Consider the following 15,089-nt stretch of genomic DNA (forward strand, 5'->3'; position numbering starts at 1 on the left):
AAGTATAAGTACAACGGAAAAGAACTGCAAGACGAGAGTATCGGGGGCTTTCAGCTGAATTGGTATGACATGGAAGCTCGAAATTATATGCCGGATATTGGGCGTTGGGGAAGTATAGATGAACTTGCAGAAAGTTTTTTTAATTTTTCGCCCTATGATTTCTCAAATAATAATCCTGTATTTTTCTCAGATCCGAGTGGTTTAGCTCCAGAAAATCCTAATACTAACTATCTGGCATCAACTGTTGTAAATAGTAGAGGAAAAGTACTAGATTATAAAAATGATGGAGATACAAATATTTATTTAGCTGATGATAATTGGAAAGTGGGAAGTTCTAGAACAGGATTGCCTATAATAGGACATGAGAAGGCAGGAGCTACATATTATCCAGGACAACAAATTAATATTAATTTTTTAACTGGAGTTGGGGAAGTTTCTAGGATAGCTAATGGCGCAGCAACTCCAATAGGTGGGGCTTTCGATATTTTAGGATTTTGGGATATGCTATCTCAAACAACTGAAGGTGATTCAGATTTACTGGCATTACTTTTCATAATGAGAGGTAAGGGAGTTAATTCAACAAATATAGGAATCAATAACTCACATCATTTAGTGCCTAAAGCTGTTTTTAAAGCACTTAAAAGAGATTTAAAAGCTTTAATGAAATTAGGCAGTAAGAAAAACTTAATTAATTTAACGACACCTTTTCATGGTAATCACCCACAATATAGTGCATATGTTAAAAATGTGCTTACGGAACTTAAAAATGCTGGTTCACTAAGTAAGGCATCAATCGAAGTTTTACAAAATGATTTAAGATCAATAATAAGTAATGCAGCAAAAGAATATGATAAAACAGGAAAAAATTTGAATGAATATTTTAGACAGTTAAATAAATAGAGAATATGAAATATTATCAAATAAGCCACTCTTCTGAACCTAAAGTTATTGGAGTTAAGAATGGGATTTACCAATTCGAAATTGATTATAATAACCTAACTAAGGATATTGAATCTCAATCTTTTTTAGATTTTTTTGATTACAGTAATAAGGATTTTTGGAGTGATCAAGAACGTATAAAAAACTTTAAAATTCCTGTAATTAAAGGAGAAATGTTAAAAAAAGCAACAGTGACAGACATTATGGGGTATGCGCCTATTATTAGCTATTTAAATGAAGCATTTAGTTATAAATATGTTAGTATTCTTAAAGAATATAATATAGATAATTATGGTACTTTTAAAATAGAAATACAAGATGTTTTAGAAAGATACTATTTGTTATTTAATAAAACAATTTGTCTTGATGAAATTGATTATAAAGAATCAACATTAGTGACAGGTCATGCAATGATGGATAATCTAAAATATTACAAGGTCGAAAATGAATTTGAATATATTGAATTCAAACAAAAAAATCCATTGGGTAAATTTGACAAAATTTCTATTTCAAAAGAATTTTTTGGAAAAGATATCATTTGTATTCAACCTTTAGCCAACCCATTTTATTCGGAAAAATTAATTAATGGATTAATAAATGAAGGTATAACTGGCTTGGAAATCAAATATGAAAATTCTACGAAACTTAGTTTTGTTTAATTAAAATTGTATTCTTTGAAAACACGAGATTTTACATTTATAATGGGTAATGTTTCAGAGTTAGTGATACGAGATTTTAGATTTCTAACATGTTGAAATAGAGTAAATTTTATCAATAAATAATTTAAAGATGAGCAGTAATGCTCATCTTTTTTGTTTTAATATTGCCTTAAAAGAACTAAAATTAGTAAAAATATTTCCTCGTGTTCCAGAGTTAGTGATGGTGTAAATTGTCCAAGATGTAAAGAGAAAGAAGTTGTTAAAAATGGGCGAACCAAAAATAAAAAACAGCAGTACTATTGTAAAATTTGTTGTTACCGTTTTATAAAAAATTATACTTATCAAGCTTACAACGCAAGCATAAATCAAAATATCATGCAATTAACAAAAGAAGGTTTAGGAATAAGAAGTACTGCAAGAATATTAAAAATTTCAACAACAACATTATTAAAAAGAATCGTTTCAAGTTACTGCGACAAGTATTAAGATTCGAACCAAACCGTGGTTACTACAAATTGGGTAGTGTTTCAAAGTTAGTGATATGAGATTTTAGATTTCTAACGTATTGAAATAGAATAAATATCAGTAAAAAATAATTTAAAGATGAGCAGTAATGCTCATCTTTTTTGTTTTAATATTGCCTTAAATAAGCTAAAATGAGTAAAAGTCCGACATGGTGTTCCAGAGTTAGTGATGATGTAAATTGCCCAAAATGTAATGAGGAAAAGGTTGTTAAAAATGGTAGAACAAAAAACAATAAACAGCAATACTATTGTAAAATCTGCAATCATCGTTTTATAGAAAATTACACTTATCAAGCTTACAATTCAGATATAAATAAAAGTATCATTCTATTAACCAAAGAAGGTTTAGGCATAAGAAGCACGGCAAGAATATTGAAAATTTCAACGACAACATTATTGAAAAGAATTGTGTCAATTGCCAGAAAAATTAATCAGCCCATTATAAGCAAAGGCAAAACTTATGAAGTTGATGAAATGTGCACGTATATCAGACACAAGAAAAATTATATATGGTTGGTTTATGCTCTGGAAAAGAACTCTAAAAATGTGGTGAGTTTTAATGTTGGGAAACGAACTAATAAAACTCTGAATCGTGTTTTGGAAACTCTCAAATTATCTGACGCTAAGAAGATATTTACGGACAGACTTAAAAACTATAGGTATCTGATTGATGAGAAAGTGCATTCTATCAAACGTTTCGGAACAAATCATATTGAAAGGAAGAATCTGACACTCAGAACTCATCTGAAAAGACTCAACCGCAGGACAATTTGCTTCAGTAAAAGTTTGGTTATTTTTACTGCTGTTTTGAAGATTTATTTTTGGATTTGAGCAATAAAACAGTAAGTTTATCCTTTAAAATCATGTTCTTAAAAAATTTATATTTAACAGGTAAAACCTTGTAAAAACAGTTGCAAACCCTTATAAGTATAAATACAATGGAAAAGAGCTCCAAGACGAGCTGGGGCTTAACTTTTATGACTATGGCTGGAGAAACTATGATCCCGCAATTGGACGCTGGATGAATATTGATCCCTTAGCAGATAAATATGCTATCTATTCGCCATATAATTACTGTATCAATAATCCTGTTAGAATCATTGATCCTGACGGAAAAAGAATTGTTTATGTAACAAATGAAGGAGATAATTATTATTATAAAAACGGTAATTTCTATAATTCCGAAACTCAGAAAAGATATATTCCAGGACAAAAGAATTCTGATGTAACTTTAAATGTTTTGCTTAAAGTTTATAGAACAATAGAAAAATCTGATGTAGAAATTTTAAAAAATCAATTACATACTTTAGAAGGCTCCGAGAGAGATCATATTGTTCAGGCTGTAGGTGGTAACAATGATAATAAAACAGAAATTGAGGGAGTTCCTAACGAAAAAGACCAACCTAATTCAACTCGTATGTATCTAAATTTTTCAAAAACAAAGATGCAAGGGCTTGCAAAAACTTCTGATGATGGGAAATATAGTTATCTAGAATTAGTATCACATGAAATGAGGCATCAGTACGATTATGAGATTGGTAATATGAAAGATGAAGGTACTGCTCAAAATGCTTCTGATCCTGAAGAAATTAGATCAGTTTATAATCAGAATTTAGCACGTAATATGGAAGATAGAATTCCTAAAACAGGCTATGGGGGACAAAAGGTCGATTCTCAAAAATTGAACAATCCTCCAAATAATAAAAATATAATTATAAAAAAATGAAAAAAAGAGTAGTGTTTATTTTAATAGTCTTATTGTTTTGTTTCTGTAATCAAAAAAAAGAATCGAAAACTATATTTTCTAGAGATTTAATTGATTCAATCGAAAAAGAAATAATTAAATATCATAGAGCTAAGGTAGAAGGTAAATATATAATTATAAATTTTGTTCGCTTACCAATTTTTGTTAGAGTAGAAAAATCTCAATATTTAAAAACTAATTCTTTTGAGTTGTATAAAATTTATATAAGAGATTATAACAAACAGTTCAAAAGATTCTCATTTTTTCTTGATGAAATAATAAATAATGGTTTGGAACTAAAAGAAAAAGATTTCATAAACAAATCTTTTAAATTAGATGAAATAATTAGTAAAAACTTTGAAAGCTTTAAAGACGAAGAGTTCTTAAAGTATTATTCTGAAAAAGATAATCTCACAAATAAAATTTATTTGGACAAAAAAATTAATAGTGAAAATAAATACTTGTCCATATCATATTTATTATTTACGAAATCATACTATCTAAGTGATGATGATTTAGAAGGTACAAGTTATATTCTTAAATATCCATGTAGTCGGTAATTACTAACTGCATATGCTAAGTAAACATGGCTTTCAAAGTTTATATGAAAAGAAAAATTGGATGTGCTAACAAAAGATGGAGACAAAGTTAAGGGTGTTTTTACACCCTTAACTTTTTTTTATATTCTTTGGAATCTTCTTTTCTTCTTTTTCTTAAAGTGTTTTGCTACATAATCTGAAGAATATTCGGCACGAGTGATCAGATCTAACAGCCTAACCAGATTTTGGATAGTAATTGTGTCCTTTTGGTATTGAAGATCTTCAATCAATAATTCTTTGGATGGAAGTTTTTCATAAATCTGATTTTTTGTTTCATTAGCAACCTTCAATCCGCATCGCTCTTCAATAGCTTTTGCACTGTATTCTTTTCCCAAGCTACTGCCATTAAAAACATTTTTGGTGATAAGGTCAATATAAGTAATACCATAAAGTAAGCCTTCACTACTTTTTCTAAAAACGGTTTGAATGCCTTCTCTTTCCAATAGTTTTGCAAGATGACTTATAGGCATTGCTCGCTCATTAAAGAGTGCCATATTAACAATGTTTTTTATCCGTAATTTGTCAGACATATTTCTTGCTTCATTTTCTTTAAATTTTTCTCCTAAGAATTTCAACGTTGGTTTAAAATAAAAATCACTTGCTTTTATTGGAACACCAATTGGGTTTCCTTTGTCATCTAGTATTCGGTAGACCAATCCATTTGCTAAAAAGATTTTTGAATTCTCACTACCACGATCAGCCAAAACATTATATTGTTTTAGCACTGCATTAAGTTCGGGAAGGCTCGAATATTTATACTCATTAATTATCTTATTTAAAACATTGGTTAGGGCTTTTTTAGATTCAATTTTTCCGTAGCTAACCTTGCCCATCGAAATGGGCTGTAAATTAAACTGCTCTTTTATTTTTCGTCCTTCCGCTTTTACCAGTCCAAAAATTTCTTCGATTTCCTTTCTCGCTGGTTCTGATTTTCGTATGCCTAGATGGTGCATGTCAATCCGCTTGCCGTATCTTTCAATGTTTACAGAAACTACATGCACGTGCGGGTGTCCCGCATCGTGATGCTGGTAAACCAAATAAGGCTGTTTTCCAAAACCTATTTTTTCCATATAAGTATTTACAATATCCATCAGTTTTTCTTTGGAATGATTTTCTGATGGATCAAAATTGAGCGAAATATGCACACTGTTTCGTTTGGTGTTTTCGTTTAATTCAAGCCGTTTTGTAAAGCGGTTCAGCTTTGCAAAATCATTTAATTTATCCACATCAGCGGTATAATTTCCCGCACCTATACATTCTGCCACACCCTGTTTGACCTTATTCTCGTTATAGTTAAGAACACTTCGGATTGAATGGCTTGTTTTTATGATTGTAACCATTTGTTCGAGATTTTATAAATATGATTTTGAATGTCATTTATTTTATTGGAAAGGATCATTCTTTCCAATTCGTAACGTGTAATCCATTCCCTGAATTCCGAAATTTGTTTTAAGGTGTGCATTTTTTTTACAACCTGATTTACATTGTTTCCAACAGCACTCAGCTCATTGCGAAGTAGTACTATTTCTTCAATAGAATCATCTATTGACTGACTTCTATAATGTGTTGTAATAGGTTTGTTAAATAGATGCTTACGAATATAATCGCTCAGCTTACGGCACGTACTGTTTTTGTATCGTTGCTCAATTTTTACATACTCTTGTGGCGTCAGGCGCAGTGTAATTCTGCGTGATCTGTTTGAATTTTCTCTTTCCATCTTCTTTCATTTTCATTGTTATCAAACTCTTTTTTCCTTTCAGTGTCACTGATCCCGAGTTCCGAGGATAGATCAGCCAGATAGGCGGTTGTCCGACAACCGTTCATCTGGCCGATTGCAGGAACGTGGCAATCTTTTAGACTTTTAAAAGTTAAATACTAAATTAAAAAGAATATTTGAAAGAAGACTAACATGGACATATTTTGCCCATGATACGAGTTCATTTGATTTGCGGAAATGCTATTTTTTTTGTTCCTATATGTAAATTCCGGTGATATTGATCACCCCATTCCAATTTAAAATTCTTTCGAAAGAAAAGTAAGTAGACAAAATTTGTACAATCTATCAAACTGATTTCTAATAAACTTTGGGATATAGTTTATATATTTAAATAATTAAGATTATATTTTAAAATGATAAATATGACTACAGAATTTTGGATAGAGAAAGGTTGGGGAGAATCAGTTGATAACGCAACAATTGAAGATACTAATGTTGCAATTGAAGAAATAATTAAAATTAGCAAAGAACACGGTACTTTCTGGGTTGGACATAATGATAAGGAGTATGTTCTTGAGATTCATAAAGATTTAGATTTGTTTCTTATTTACGGAAAAAATCAAGATAAAAAAATACAAACAAAATTTGTTAATTGGGATGAATGTCGACACTTTCTTGAGATGTACTTTTCTAAAGATTTTTTAGGACTTAAGGAGCAAATAAAATTAAAAGCATTTTCAAATAGCTAGATATCTAATCTATATTAATAAATTCTATATCCATCAATAAAAATTTTTCAAAAGAAAAAGGAGAAAAAGAAAGCAGTTAAAAATGGGACATTCAGGCAATGGAAGTGCTATAAATCCCGAAGGGTGACAGGGCGAGGAACGAGGCGTGTCATTATGCGCACTTCTCTTGCCGATGTCCAATAAATTAGCTTGCTTTTTATTCTTTTTTTAAGAATTTTTTAAAAGTGTATTCTTCTTAAAATCAAATGAAGAAATAATAAAAAAAGAAGTGTACTTTTTCAAACAATATTACTTTGATAATCCATAAAATTCTGAATGCTTTCAGGAAGATTTTTTTGGATGTTCTGAAAACATAAATGCAAACTGAAACTATCTTTTACAGCAAAGTAATTGTGTCATCTAGATTATTGGCCGAGATATACTCAATTACAAAATCTTCCGCTTCTTTTTTGTGCTCAATAGAAGTCGAAAATGAGTTGAGATAAAAGTCTTCATTTTCATCTGCGATATGAATAATTTCAGTGTAACCTTTTGTTATTAAAGAACCTTTTAATTTTAATACTTTAAGCTCATTACTTCTGTCAATTTCTTTTTTCACTCTAAGCTTTATAGTTTTATTCATGGTATTAGTTTTTGGTAATTTAGTAGAGCAAGAAATGTTCTAAAACAAAAAAGAGACTCGACAGTCTCTTTGTGGAATTAATATATCTTTTATAGAAGCTTATTTAGCTTCTAGTAATTTTTCCAAATATTCGACTTTATCTTTCTCAGCTTGAACCAAACGTTCGTAAAGTTTGATTTGTTGTTCATGGGCTTCAATTAGTTTATCAAGAGGATTGAATGAACAGTGATTTGAATGTGGTGCATTAACAATACCACCACTAATATCGTTGTCGTATATATTGTTAAAATAATTAATCACACCTTCATCAGAAAAGTTTTTAATAGCTTCTACACTTACTCCTAGAGCCTTTGCTACTTCGGCTAACTTTTCATCATCTATAGTCTCACTATTCTCTATTATTGAAACAGCCTGCTGGTTTGTTCCCATAGCTTGTGCTAATGCTTCCTGTTTCATGTCTTTTAGTTCACGAATACGGCTAATTTTTCGCCCTATGTGATTTGGTTTTGTTAATGTACTCATAGCTCAAAGATAATAATTACGAATAAAAAAGTAAGGTTTATGTATGATACATAATTTAGTCTTGTATGGTACGGGTTAATTTGATACCGTACCGTACAAGTAATTGCTTACTTGCCTGTGTATTAAACAAAAATACAAATTTTCAGACAAGTATTAACTAAATAATGTAAAATTATGAAAGCAATTGAGAACTCAGGATTACAGACAATTAGTAACATTATTGTTGAAAGTATCAGCACCAGCAGTATTTACTGTTTTGGAGAAAAGAAAAATATTCAGGCAGTTCAGAACCCCTTTCAAGAGTTTATTTCAGCAAAGAAAGAACATACTCATTTCTATCTTATGGTTTTGACAGATGAATATATAATTAATGCTGTTGCAGATATCAGCGATATTATAAAGACCAAAACCGAAGGTCGTTATACCGTAACGCTGTTCTTTTATAAAGCAAAATATGCTCATTATCTCACGCCAAATCAAATCTATTTTTATCATCAGGTTTTAACCAAAGGCTATAAAGTTTATGAACGTGAGAATATGCCCTTAAGTATTTCCTTTTATGGAACTCCCAAACGTAACATTGATTCTACACGTTCGTATTGGAAAAACAGAAATAAAGTTGCAGAAACTTTTTTAAGAAGTGAAAATCAAATTGACTATATGGATACGGGATTTGTTCAGGATTCTATGATGCATATTGCGGTAGAACAAATTTGTTTAGGTCTTATTAATGTCTTTTTAGGATATTATCCAGATCATTTTTCAATGGCATATCTGTTTGATATCTGTGAAATATTCACACCCCTTACCTCTGATGTATTTCCAAGAACTACCAGCGAAGATAAAAGACTGTTTGAATTATTAAAAACAAACCCAAGCTCACTTCGCTGGGCTAATATTAAAGAGTCATGTTTAATAGATACCGAACTTCTGGATAAAAGATGCAGTCTTTTTCATGAAAGAGCCTGTTCAATTGTAGAAGCTGAATTGGAGCGTTTAGAAAATTTAGAACCTAAGAAACAGAAATCATGATAAGTGAACTTAAAAACTCGGAAAGTTTTAGAAAATTAGTTGCCAGATATTTCAAAACAATAAAGCCTGTAAACAATAAAACGGATATTCACATTGCTGAAATCAGAGTGTTAGGTTACAGTGAACTTGCTTGTATTACCTCGAGCATGCTTAAATTATGTATTCTGGCATTAGAGCAGGATGCGCCTGAAGTTTCAAGAACAGTCAAGAACCCATCTATCGACGTTGCATTAATATTAGAAATTGTTGCTCAATTGCTTCCTGTGCATGAAATTGAGTTTTTGGATGAAATAAATCAAATGTACCTTGATGAAACTGAAAACGAGGAAGAATTACCCAACGATTAATAACATTAATATCTTTAATTATGGAAGAAAGTAGAATTAAAACCTTCGAAGAATTAAAACATTTAGCTTCTTATCATTTTAAGATGCTTAGACCAGCACAAAGTGTTTACGAAGGTAATATCCGAGAGATAAAATTTGATGGATATTCCGATATGATTGGTCTGGGGGTAAATCTGATCAGAATCTGCCTTCATATTGTCCAGACTGATGAATTGGATAATAGGGACATATACATCGGATCCGTACTAGAACTTGGCCTGCAATTAATTCCGAGTGCTGAATTGGAATTGCTGGACGAGATTTATAAATTGAAAATATCAGACTCTGAGAGCAAGGAATAAAACAGCGAAGATATCTCTGAAAAACAAAGCCCATAAAATCACATTTAGATCCTGTTTTCATGGACATATTATGACCATCATTATAATAAAAAAGCATATTATCTTTGTAAAAGACGGAACAAAACACTTTTTGATAGGTAAATTTTACTTATGATAATCAGTGTTTTAGATTCTATCTTTGTAAAAAAAAGTATAAACAAATGCTGTAATTTCTTAGAAAAACAATTTTTAACTTATGAAAAAAAGACCTGACTTCGGAAGGTATTTTCAGCTCCCGGCAGGGCAAGTTGTTTTGAGGCACTAATCGAATTTCGAGTGCCTCAAAACACAACTTGCCGTGTTCTGGTGGACACAAGAATCCGCCTTTTCATGCGGATTAAAGTTAAGAGAAAAAACAGCTTCAGGCTGTTTTATTTTTTGCCGGATTTTTAGAGGTCCGTTGATAGTAAAGCCATTTAAAAAAAAATAATTACAGTGTAAAAGCTGAATTAATTACACAAAAGATATTAGGTAACGATATTGAAGTTAAAGATGAAATTAAGTTCGATAAACTCAAAAATGACGAATCATGGGAGAAAATAACACAACAACGACACCAACTCAAAAGAAGATTATAGATGCAATGGATAAAGTTTATGAAAAATTAATTGATCTTAAAAAGAAAACTAACAGCGATCTAGTTGTCATGCAGGATGGTAAAATCGTAAGAATAAAAGCTAGTTTTTTATAAAATATTATTTCAATAACAATTGAAAGCCCTCAGAAAGGAGGGCTTTTTTATGGGCATAAATAAGTGGATTTTTTTATACGTCAATGCATTACGTAAAACTTCTAATTTGAAAAATTCCCAAAAGGATCGGTTTTGTAAATTACTATTTTTGGTTTTTCATCTCCCTGGTAGTAATTTTTACCATTAGCTCCTGCTATGACGTAGCCTCCATCCTCCGCAGCCAATATTGAATGACCAATCAAATATGTATACTGTATATAATAATTTTGTCTCCAGTCTTTTTTTCCGTTATTATCAAATTTGCATACAGACAAAGCATTAGAAAGCTGAGCGCCAATATAACCAGTTGTTACGTATCCACCATCTAAGGTTTCAGCAACTGACATTATATTATCATTTTCTTCAGTAGTAATATTCCAAATTTCATTCCCGTTTGAATCTATTTCAAAAACTCGTCCGTTACTTATATCATATGCGCCCCAACTATATCCCGCAAATACATAATTACCATTGCGTTTAATAATTAGCTGACTTGAAAAATCAAAACGTCCATCTCCAAAAGATTTATCCCATATAATCTCTCCTTCACTATTTGTTTTTAATACCCAAAAGTCGGTTTGGCCACGTTTAGTTCCGTCTTTCATTTCAGCGTAAGTAAATCCTGAAGTTTCTTTTGTGCCGAAAATTATTAATTCATTAGAAGAATTAATTTTTATATCATTAAAAAAATTTCTCGCTGTAGACCTATAGCTTTTTTCCCAAACAATATTTCCTAAATAATCTAATTTGGTTAGTACTGCTTCTTGTTCTACTTCTTCTTTAGGATCTGTTCTACTTCCAACTAGATAAATATTGTTATCTTTATCTTGAGCAACGGACTTTATTTCATTAGGTTGACGTGGCAATTCATAGCTATCTATTTTTCTGTGCCAAATCAAATTCCCATCATTGTCTAAACTCAAGACATGTTTGTCAGCAGCTAATAGTAATCCAGTTGCTGATTCAATTATTCTGCAATTAGTTGCATCACCGATTCTATAGTTATAGAATTTCTTCCAAATTTCATTCCCTTTATAATCTATTTTTAATACAAAGAATTGACTAGCATCACCATTTGGCCTTGTAGATTTTCCAGCAATTATATAGCTTTTGTCTTTAGTTTTTATTATATTGAAAAGTATTCCTCCTGCATATCCATTATAATTTCCTAGGCCATAATCATATGATTTGAAATATTTTAAATAATACTTCTCGGTTGTAAAAGACAAAGATTTAGATGTTTTATTTCCAAATGAATCTTGCGCAATTATTTGAACTGTGTAATTAGTTGATTCTGTAAGATTAGCTAGCTTGTATGTTAGTTCTGAAAGCCCTCCAATGATTGGAGATTGATTTAGCAATATACTGTAGGTAATTGGATCGTTTTCTGGATCAATAACCTGATCCCACGTTATAGTTGCACTGTTATGTGAAACCTCTTTAATTTTCATTTCAAAATCTTTAGGAGCTAAGTTTTTTACGTCTTCTTCTACATTAGGGTCATCTTTTGAACAACTCATTATAATAAATAAAAGAACAATTGCTAAATAAAGTTTTTTCATGGAAAATAAAGTTTTTGGGAAATTTGTTATCGGCGAATTTAAATAATTAATCTGTTGAAGTATTACGGGTTTCCATATTTTACATAATTTTTTTTAAATATGAATACAGGCTTAGCGTTCTCTATATAAGCATCTTTTTTAATATTAAATATATTCGAAATAATATTCACCGCCTGCATCGTGGCTCCAATTTTTTTAACTTTTAAAGGCGCATGAAAGAGCAGGTATCACTATTTGCTCTTTTTTATTTCATTTACAATGTTATGAAAGATTTAAAGTAATCGATGTGATGTTTTATTCGAAGGAAATAGTAGACTGGGTGCATCATTATCTTAATAAAATGTTTTTAAATAGTTTTATTTTTTATATAACAGACCCACTTTTCTACTTCATTTTTTATTTCAACTGCATTATGTTTTGGATAGTGTTTTTTTACATATTCAACGAATTCTGTTTTAGTATTACCCGTTTCCCATTCCATAACACTAAGATAAAGCATTGGCCATTTTTTAGTCTGCTGCATAAAATCATATAATGCAAAATAGGGAGGTCCGTAATACAATGAATTCTCAATAAATTCATCATAGAAAGATTTTGTAAAAGCCTTTTTCATGTCTCTGATAATCTCATAAGTGATACGGTGCCTGCTGCCTATACGAATTGCTACTGCAAGGGCAGGTATACTTTTGTCCTGAAAAAAGGTATAAAGATAATTACGAAATTCCTCTTCCATGATATCACAGAGATCCTGGCTGTAAAAAGCATATTCTTCTTTGAATAGTTCTAGCGAAAAATTACTTGAATGCTTGTTTTCGATGAATTCAATTACTTCCATTTCTAATGTAATGATTTTTTCAAGAGAAGGACTTCCTACGAGTCCCGCAACAGCTATAATATACTTTGGTTTGGAAAATAATTCGAAAAAATTGCTTTTAAAAAAGAGAGTTTTTCTTTCAAAAGTAACCTGCACATACAAAGGATGTGTCATGATTTTACCCAATGGAACTTGTTTCAGTTTTTCGTTGAAGTAGGTTTTATAGCTTATTTTAGATGGTTTGTTCATGCTGTTTTTGTTAAATTTTGCAGCTTTACTTTGTTTGTTTTTGAACTACAGCTGGTTATAGATTATTATAAATAATCAAAATCGGTACAAATATAGATAAAGTTTTTATAAAATATAAAATTATAAAAACAATTTTATTATCTTAGCATTGTGAAGCTTACTAGCGAATGAGAAAGGATGGTGAACGTTAAAGAAAGTTATATGGAAAATAAAGAAGTCAATGAAGAGGTAAATGAAAAAAGAAGAATCACTCCAGAGAAAGCCTTGGAGATGTTACGGGCTGAGGGACTGGATGTAACGCTTGAACAAGCCAAGAATGTTTTGGAATTTTTGCGTAAATTAGCTAATATTACAGTGAGTAAGTATTTAAAAAGAAGAGGATGAAAATGATAGCAGACCTATATGTACGAGTAAGTACCGATGAACAGGCAGATAGAGGATATTCCCAAAGGAATCAGGAAGAAGTGCTCCGTAAATATTGTGAAATCAATTCAATTGAAATAAGAGATGTGATTTATGAAGACCATTCGGCAAAGACCTTTAACAGACCGCAATGGAAAAAACTTTTACAGAATTTAAAAAAGTATAAGAATAAAGTCGATCTTGTATTATTTACTAAATGGGACAGATTCAGTCGTAATGCTGGAGATGCTTATCAAATGATAAATATCCTTAGGAAACTTGGTGTAGAGCCACAAGGTATTGAACAGCCACTTGATTTGACTATTCCTGAGAATAAAATGATGCTCGCTTTTTATCTTGCTGCTCCAGAGGTAGAGAATGATAGAAGGGCACTTAATACTTTTCATGGTATGCGTAGAGCAAGGAAAGAGGGAAGGTATATGGGATATGCTCCAGCGGGATATGTTAACAAGGTTAAAGAAGATGGGACTAAGTATATTGCATTTGACCAGCCTGAGGCATCTATTTTGAAATGGGCTTTTGAAGAACTTTCGAAAGGGATTTTTAATACTGAGCAGGTTCTTTGCATGGCAAAAGAAAAAGGGCTTAAAGCAAGTAAAAATAATTTTTGGAGAGCTATCCGTAATCCTCTTTATTGTGGTAAGATCGTCATTCCAAAATATAAAGATGAAGATCTGAGTTATGTAACAGGACAGCATGAGCCTCTAATATCTCAAATGCTATTTTATAAGGTACAAGATGTCCTTGATGGAAGATCAAAAACATATCTACCAAAAGCAATTACTACTAAACCGTTTCCATTGCGTGGATTTTTTACCTGTCCGGAATGTTCAAAGATATTAACGGCAAGTATTTCCAAAGGTCGTACTAAATATTATCCTTATTATCATTGTAGTGCAGGCTGTAAATACAGAATAAATTCTGATACAGCTAACGAGGTATTTATAAAGAATTTAAAACAGTATGTTCCCATACCGGAGATAAAAAATCTTTATATTTCTGTTTTATCAGAATGTTATAGAGAGCAGACCAAAGAAATATATGAAGAAAAGCTTAAAATAATAGCTCAGCTTAAAGATTATGAAAAAAGGCTTTCACATGCCAGGGATTTATTAGCAACACAACAAATCGATGCTTCAGATTATAGAGACATGAAATCTGATTATGGGGCAGTAATTAACAGACTGGAATTAAAATTAGCAGGTATCAATATAGAAGATCAAGATATTGATGAAATATTAAAAGTCGGTGTAGAAAACCTCTTGAAGCTCAATGAATACTATGATAGTGGGGATTGGTCTCAATCAAGAGATTTGATTGGTTCGATTTATCCTGAGAATTTCACGATTTCAGAAAATCAGTTTCGAACCACAAGAATTAATGAAGTTTTGCAAGTTATCTACTTGATTAATAGTAGGATATCAACAAATAAAAATGGGACAAAGAAGAATTTTTCTTCTTTGTCCCATGTAGTAGC

18 protein-coding genes and 1 pseudogene are annotated in these 15,089 nt (G+C 31.0%); 13 read left to right on the plus strand and 6 right to left on the minus strand.

Features of this window, described 5'->3' with window-relative positions:
• The 6 genes and pseudogenes from B0A64_RS25295 to B0A64_RS21160 all read left to right on the plus strand — a co-directional run.
• The coding region (locus tag B0A64_RS25295) for an RHS repeat domain-containing protein (protein ID WP_208863560.1) at nt 1–900 on the plus strand (900 nt) is incomplete at its 5' end.
• Between the two features lie 5 nt (nt 901–905).
• Complete coding sequence (locus tag B0A64_RS21140) at nt 906–1,598, plus strand: hypothetical protein (protein ID WP_089481468.1); 693 nt, start codon at nt 906–908, stop codon at nt 1,596–1,598.
• A gap of 183 nt (nt 1,599–1,781) precedes the next feature.
• A pseudogene (locus B0A64_RS21145) lies at nt 1,782–2,063 on the plus strand (IS1/IS1595 family N-terminal zinc-binding domain-containing protein); the annotation flags it as partial.
• 191 nt (nt 2,064–2,254) lie between these two features.
• On the plus strand, nt 2,255–2,953 hold the full coding sequence (locus B0A64_RS21150; protein WP_089481469.1) for an IS1 family transposase: 699 nt from the start codon (nt 2,255–2,257) through the stop codon (nt 2,951–2,953).
• A gap of 130 nt (nt 2,954–3,083) precedes the next feature.
• Nucleotides 3,084–3,848, plus strand: a complete 765-nt coding sequence (locus B0A64_RS21155; RefSeq protein ID WP_089481470.1) for an RHS repeat-associated core domain-containing protein — start codon at nt 3,084–3,086, stop codon at nt 3,846–3,848.
• Complete coding sequence (locus tag B0A64_RS21160; protein ID WP_089481471.1) at nt 3,845–4,426, plus strand: hypothetical protein; 582 nt, start codon at nt 3,845–3,847, stop codon at nt 4,424–4,426. The genes B0A64_RS21155 and B0A64_RS21160 overlap by 4 nt, the downstream gene beginning before the upstream one ends.
• Before the next feature lie 119 nt (nt 4,427–4,545).
• Here B0A64_RS21160 and B0A64_RS21165 read toward each other — a convergent pair whose 3' ends face one another.
• Both B0A64_RS21165 and B0A64_RS21170 read right to left on the minus strand, forming a co-directional pair.
• The gene (locus B0A64_RS21165) at nt 4,546–5,805 is read right to left on the minus strand and encodes a relaxase/mobilization nuclease domain-containing protein (protein ID WP_089481472.1); all 1,260 of its coding nucleotides are present in this window, start codon (nt 5,803–5,805) and stop codon (nt 4,546–4,548) included.
• A complete protein-coding gene (locus B0A64_RS21170) occupies nt 5,790–6,182 on the minus strand; it encodes a plasmid mobilization protein (protein ID WP_089481473.1) in 393 nt (130 codons plus the stop codon). Before B0A64_RS21170 ends, B0A64_RS21165 begins: the two co-directional genes overlap by 16 nt.
• A 422-nt stretch (nt 6,183–6,604) precedes the next feature.
• Between B0A64_RS21170 and B0A64_RS21175 the strand changes: the two genes are divergently transcribed.
• Nucleotides 6,605–6,931: a hypothetical protein gene (locus B0A64_RS21175; protein ID WP_123875944.1), complete on the plus strand. Its 327-nt coding sequence runs from the start codon at nt 6,605–6,607 to the stop codon at nt 6,929–6,931.
• Between the two features lie 376 nt (nt 6,932–7,307).
• Here B0A64_RS21175 and B0A64_RS21180 read toward each other — a convergent pair whose 3' ends face one another.
• Together B0A64_RS21180 and B0A64_RS21185 are read right to left on the minus strand one after the other, a co-directional pair.
• Nucleotides 7,308–7,553, minus strand: a complete 246-nt coding sequence (locus B0A64_RS21180; RefSeq protein WP_089481475.1) for a hypothetical protein — start codon at nt 7,551–7,553, stop codon at nt 7,308–7,310.
• Nucleotides 7,554–7,652: 99 nt separating this feature from the next.
• A complete protein-coding gene (locus tag B0A64_RS21185; RefSeq protein ID WP_089481476.1) occupies nt 7,653–8,075 on the minus strand; it encodes a helix-turn-helix domain-containing protein in 423 nt (140 codons plus the stop codon).
• A 174-nt stretch (nt 8,076–8,249) separates the two neighbouring features.
• On the opposite strand from B0A64_RS21185, the gene B0A64_RS21190 reads away from it, so the two are divergent.
• The 4 genes from B0A64_RS21190 (at nt 8,250) to B0A64_RS25300 (ending at nt 10,525) form a co-directional block, all read left to right on the plus strand.
• On the plus strand, nt 8,250–9,107 hold the full coding sequence (locus tag B0A64_RS21190) for a hypothetical protein (RefSeq protein ID WP_089481477.1): 858 nt from the start codon (nt 8,250–8,252) through the stop codon (nt 9,105–9,107).
• On the plus strand, nt 9,104–9,454 hold the full coding sequence (locus B0A64_RS21195) for a hypothetical protein (RefSeq protein ID WP_089481478.1): 351 nt from the start codon (nt 9,104–9,106) through the stop codon (nt 9,452–9,454). The genes B0A64_RS21190 and B0A64_RS21195 overlap by 4 nt, the downstream gene beginning before the upstream one ends.
• Nucleotides 9,455–9,474: 20 nt before the next feature.
• A complete protein-coding gene (locus tag B0A64_RS21200; RefSeq protein ID WP_089481479.1) occupies nt 9,475–9,795 on the plus strand; it encodes a hypothetical protein in 321 nt (106 codons plus the stop codon).
• 568 nt (nt 9,796–10,363) lie between these two features.
• On the plus strand, nt 10,364–10,525 hold the full coding sequence (locus tag B0A64_RS25300) for a hypothetical protein (protein WP_165769859.1): 162 nt from the start codon (nt 10,364–10,366) through the stop codon (nt 10,523–10,525).
• Between the two features lie 101 nt (nt 10,526–10,626).
• Here B0A64_RS25300 and B0A64_RS21210 read toward each other — a convergent pair whose 3' ends face one another.
• Together B0A64_RS21210 and B0A64_RS21215 are read right to left on the minus strand one after the other, a co-directional pair.
• Nucleotides 10,627–12,126, minus strand: coding sequence for a fibronectin type III domain-containing protein (locus B0A64_RS21210; RefSeq protein ID WP_089481480.1), 1,500 nt, complete (start codon nt 12,124–12,126; stop codon nt 10,627–10,629).
• A gap of 346 nt (nt 12,127–12,472) precedes the next feature.
• Complete coding sequence (locus B0A64_RS21215; RefSeq protein WP_089481481.1) at nt 12,473–13,189, minus strand: hypothetical protein; 717 nt, start codon at nt 13,187–13,189, stop codon at nt 12,473–12,475.
• A 201-nt stretch (nt 13,190–13,390) separates the two neighbouring features.
• On the opposite strand from B0A64_RS21215, the gene B0A64_RS21220 reads away from it, so the two are divergent.
• On the plus strand, nt 13,391–13,573 hold the full coding sequence (locus B0A64_RS21220; RefSeq protein ID WP_123875945.1) for a hypothetical protein: 183 nt from the start codon (nt 13,391–13,393) through the stop codon (nt 13,571–13,573).
• Nucleotides 13,570–15,089 (plus strand): recombinase family protein (locus tag B0A64_RS21225; RefSeq protein ID WP_089481483.1); only part of this gene is annotated, 1,520 nt, incomplete at its 3' end. The genes B0A64_RS21220 and B0A64_RS21225, both read left to right, overlap by 4 nt.

Origin of the sequence: Flavobacterium araucananum, from assembly GCF_002222055.1 — a bacterium.
GTDB classification, from domain to species: Bacteria; Bacteroidota; Bacteroidia; order Flavobacteriales; family Flavobacteriaceae; genus Flavobacterium; species Flavobacterium araucananum.

Bases quoted from the DNA above. Each gene is read 5' to 3' on its own strand.
- B0A64_RS21175 (WP_123875944.1), top strand. From the start codon at position 6,605: ATGACTACAGAATTTTGGATAGAGAAAGGTTGGGGAGAATCAGTTGAT.
- B0A64_RS21140 (WP_089481468.1), top strand. From the start codon at position 906: ATGAAATATTATCAAATAAGCCACTCTTCTGAACCTAAAGTTATTGGA.
- B0A64_RS21170 (WP_089481473.1), bottom strand. From the start codon at position 6,182: ATGGAAAGAGAAAATTCAAACAGATCACGCAGAATTACACTGCGCCTG.
- B0A64_RS21195 (WP_089481478.1), top strand. From the start codon at position 9,104: ATGATAAGTGAACTTAAAAACTCGGAAAGTTTTAGAAAATTAGTTGCC.
- B0A64_RS25300 (WP_165769859.1), top strand. From the start codon at position 10,364: ATGGGAGAAAATAACACAACAACGACACCAACTCAAAAGAAGATTATA.
- B0A64_RS21190 (WP_089481477.1), top strand. From the start codon at position 8,250: ATGAAAGCAATTGAGAACTCAGGATTACAGACAATTAGTAACATTATT.
- B0A64_RS21160 (WP_089481471.1), top strand. From the start codon at position 3,845: ATGAAAAAAAGAGTAGTGTTTATTTTAATAGTCTTATTGTTTTGTTTC.
- B0A64_RS21165 (WP_089481472.1), bottom strand. From the start codon at position 5,805: ATGGTTACAATCATAAAAACAAGCCATTCAATCCGAAGTGTTCTTAAC.
- B0A64_RS21180 (WP_089481475.1), bottom strand. From the start codon at position 7,553: ATGAATAAAACTATAAAGCTTAGAGTGAAAAAAGAAATTGACAGAAGT.
- B0A64_RS21200 (WP_089481479.1), top strand. From the start codon at position 9,475: ATGGAAGAAAGTAGAATTAAAACCTTCGAAGAATTAAAACATTTAGCT.
- B0A64_RS21220 (WP_123875945.1), top strand. From the start codon at position 13,391: ATGGAAAATAAAGAAGTCAATGAAGAGGTAAATGAAAAAAGAAGAATC.
- B0A64_RS21185 (WP_089481476.1), bottom strand. From the start codon at position 8,075: ATGAGTACATTAACAAAACCAAATCACATAGGGCGAAAAATTAGCCGT.
- B0A64_RS21210 (WP_089481480.1), bottom strand. From the start codon at position 12,126: ATGAAAAAACTTTATTTAGCAATTGTTCTTTTATTTATTATAATGAGT.
- B0A64_RS21215 (WP_089481481.1), bottom strand. From the start codon at position 13,189: ATGAACAAACCATCTAAAATAAGCTATAAAACCTACTTCAACGAAAAA.
- B0A64_RS21150 (WP_089481469.1), top strand. From the start codon at position 2,255: ATGAGTAAAAGTCCGACATGGTGTTCCAGAGTTAGTGATGATGTAAAT.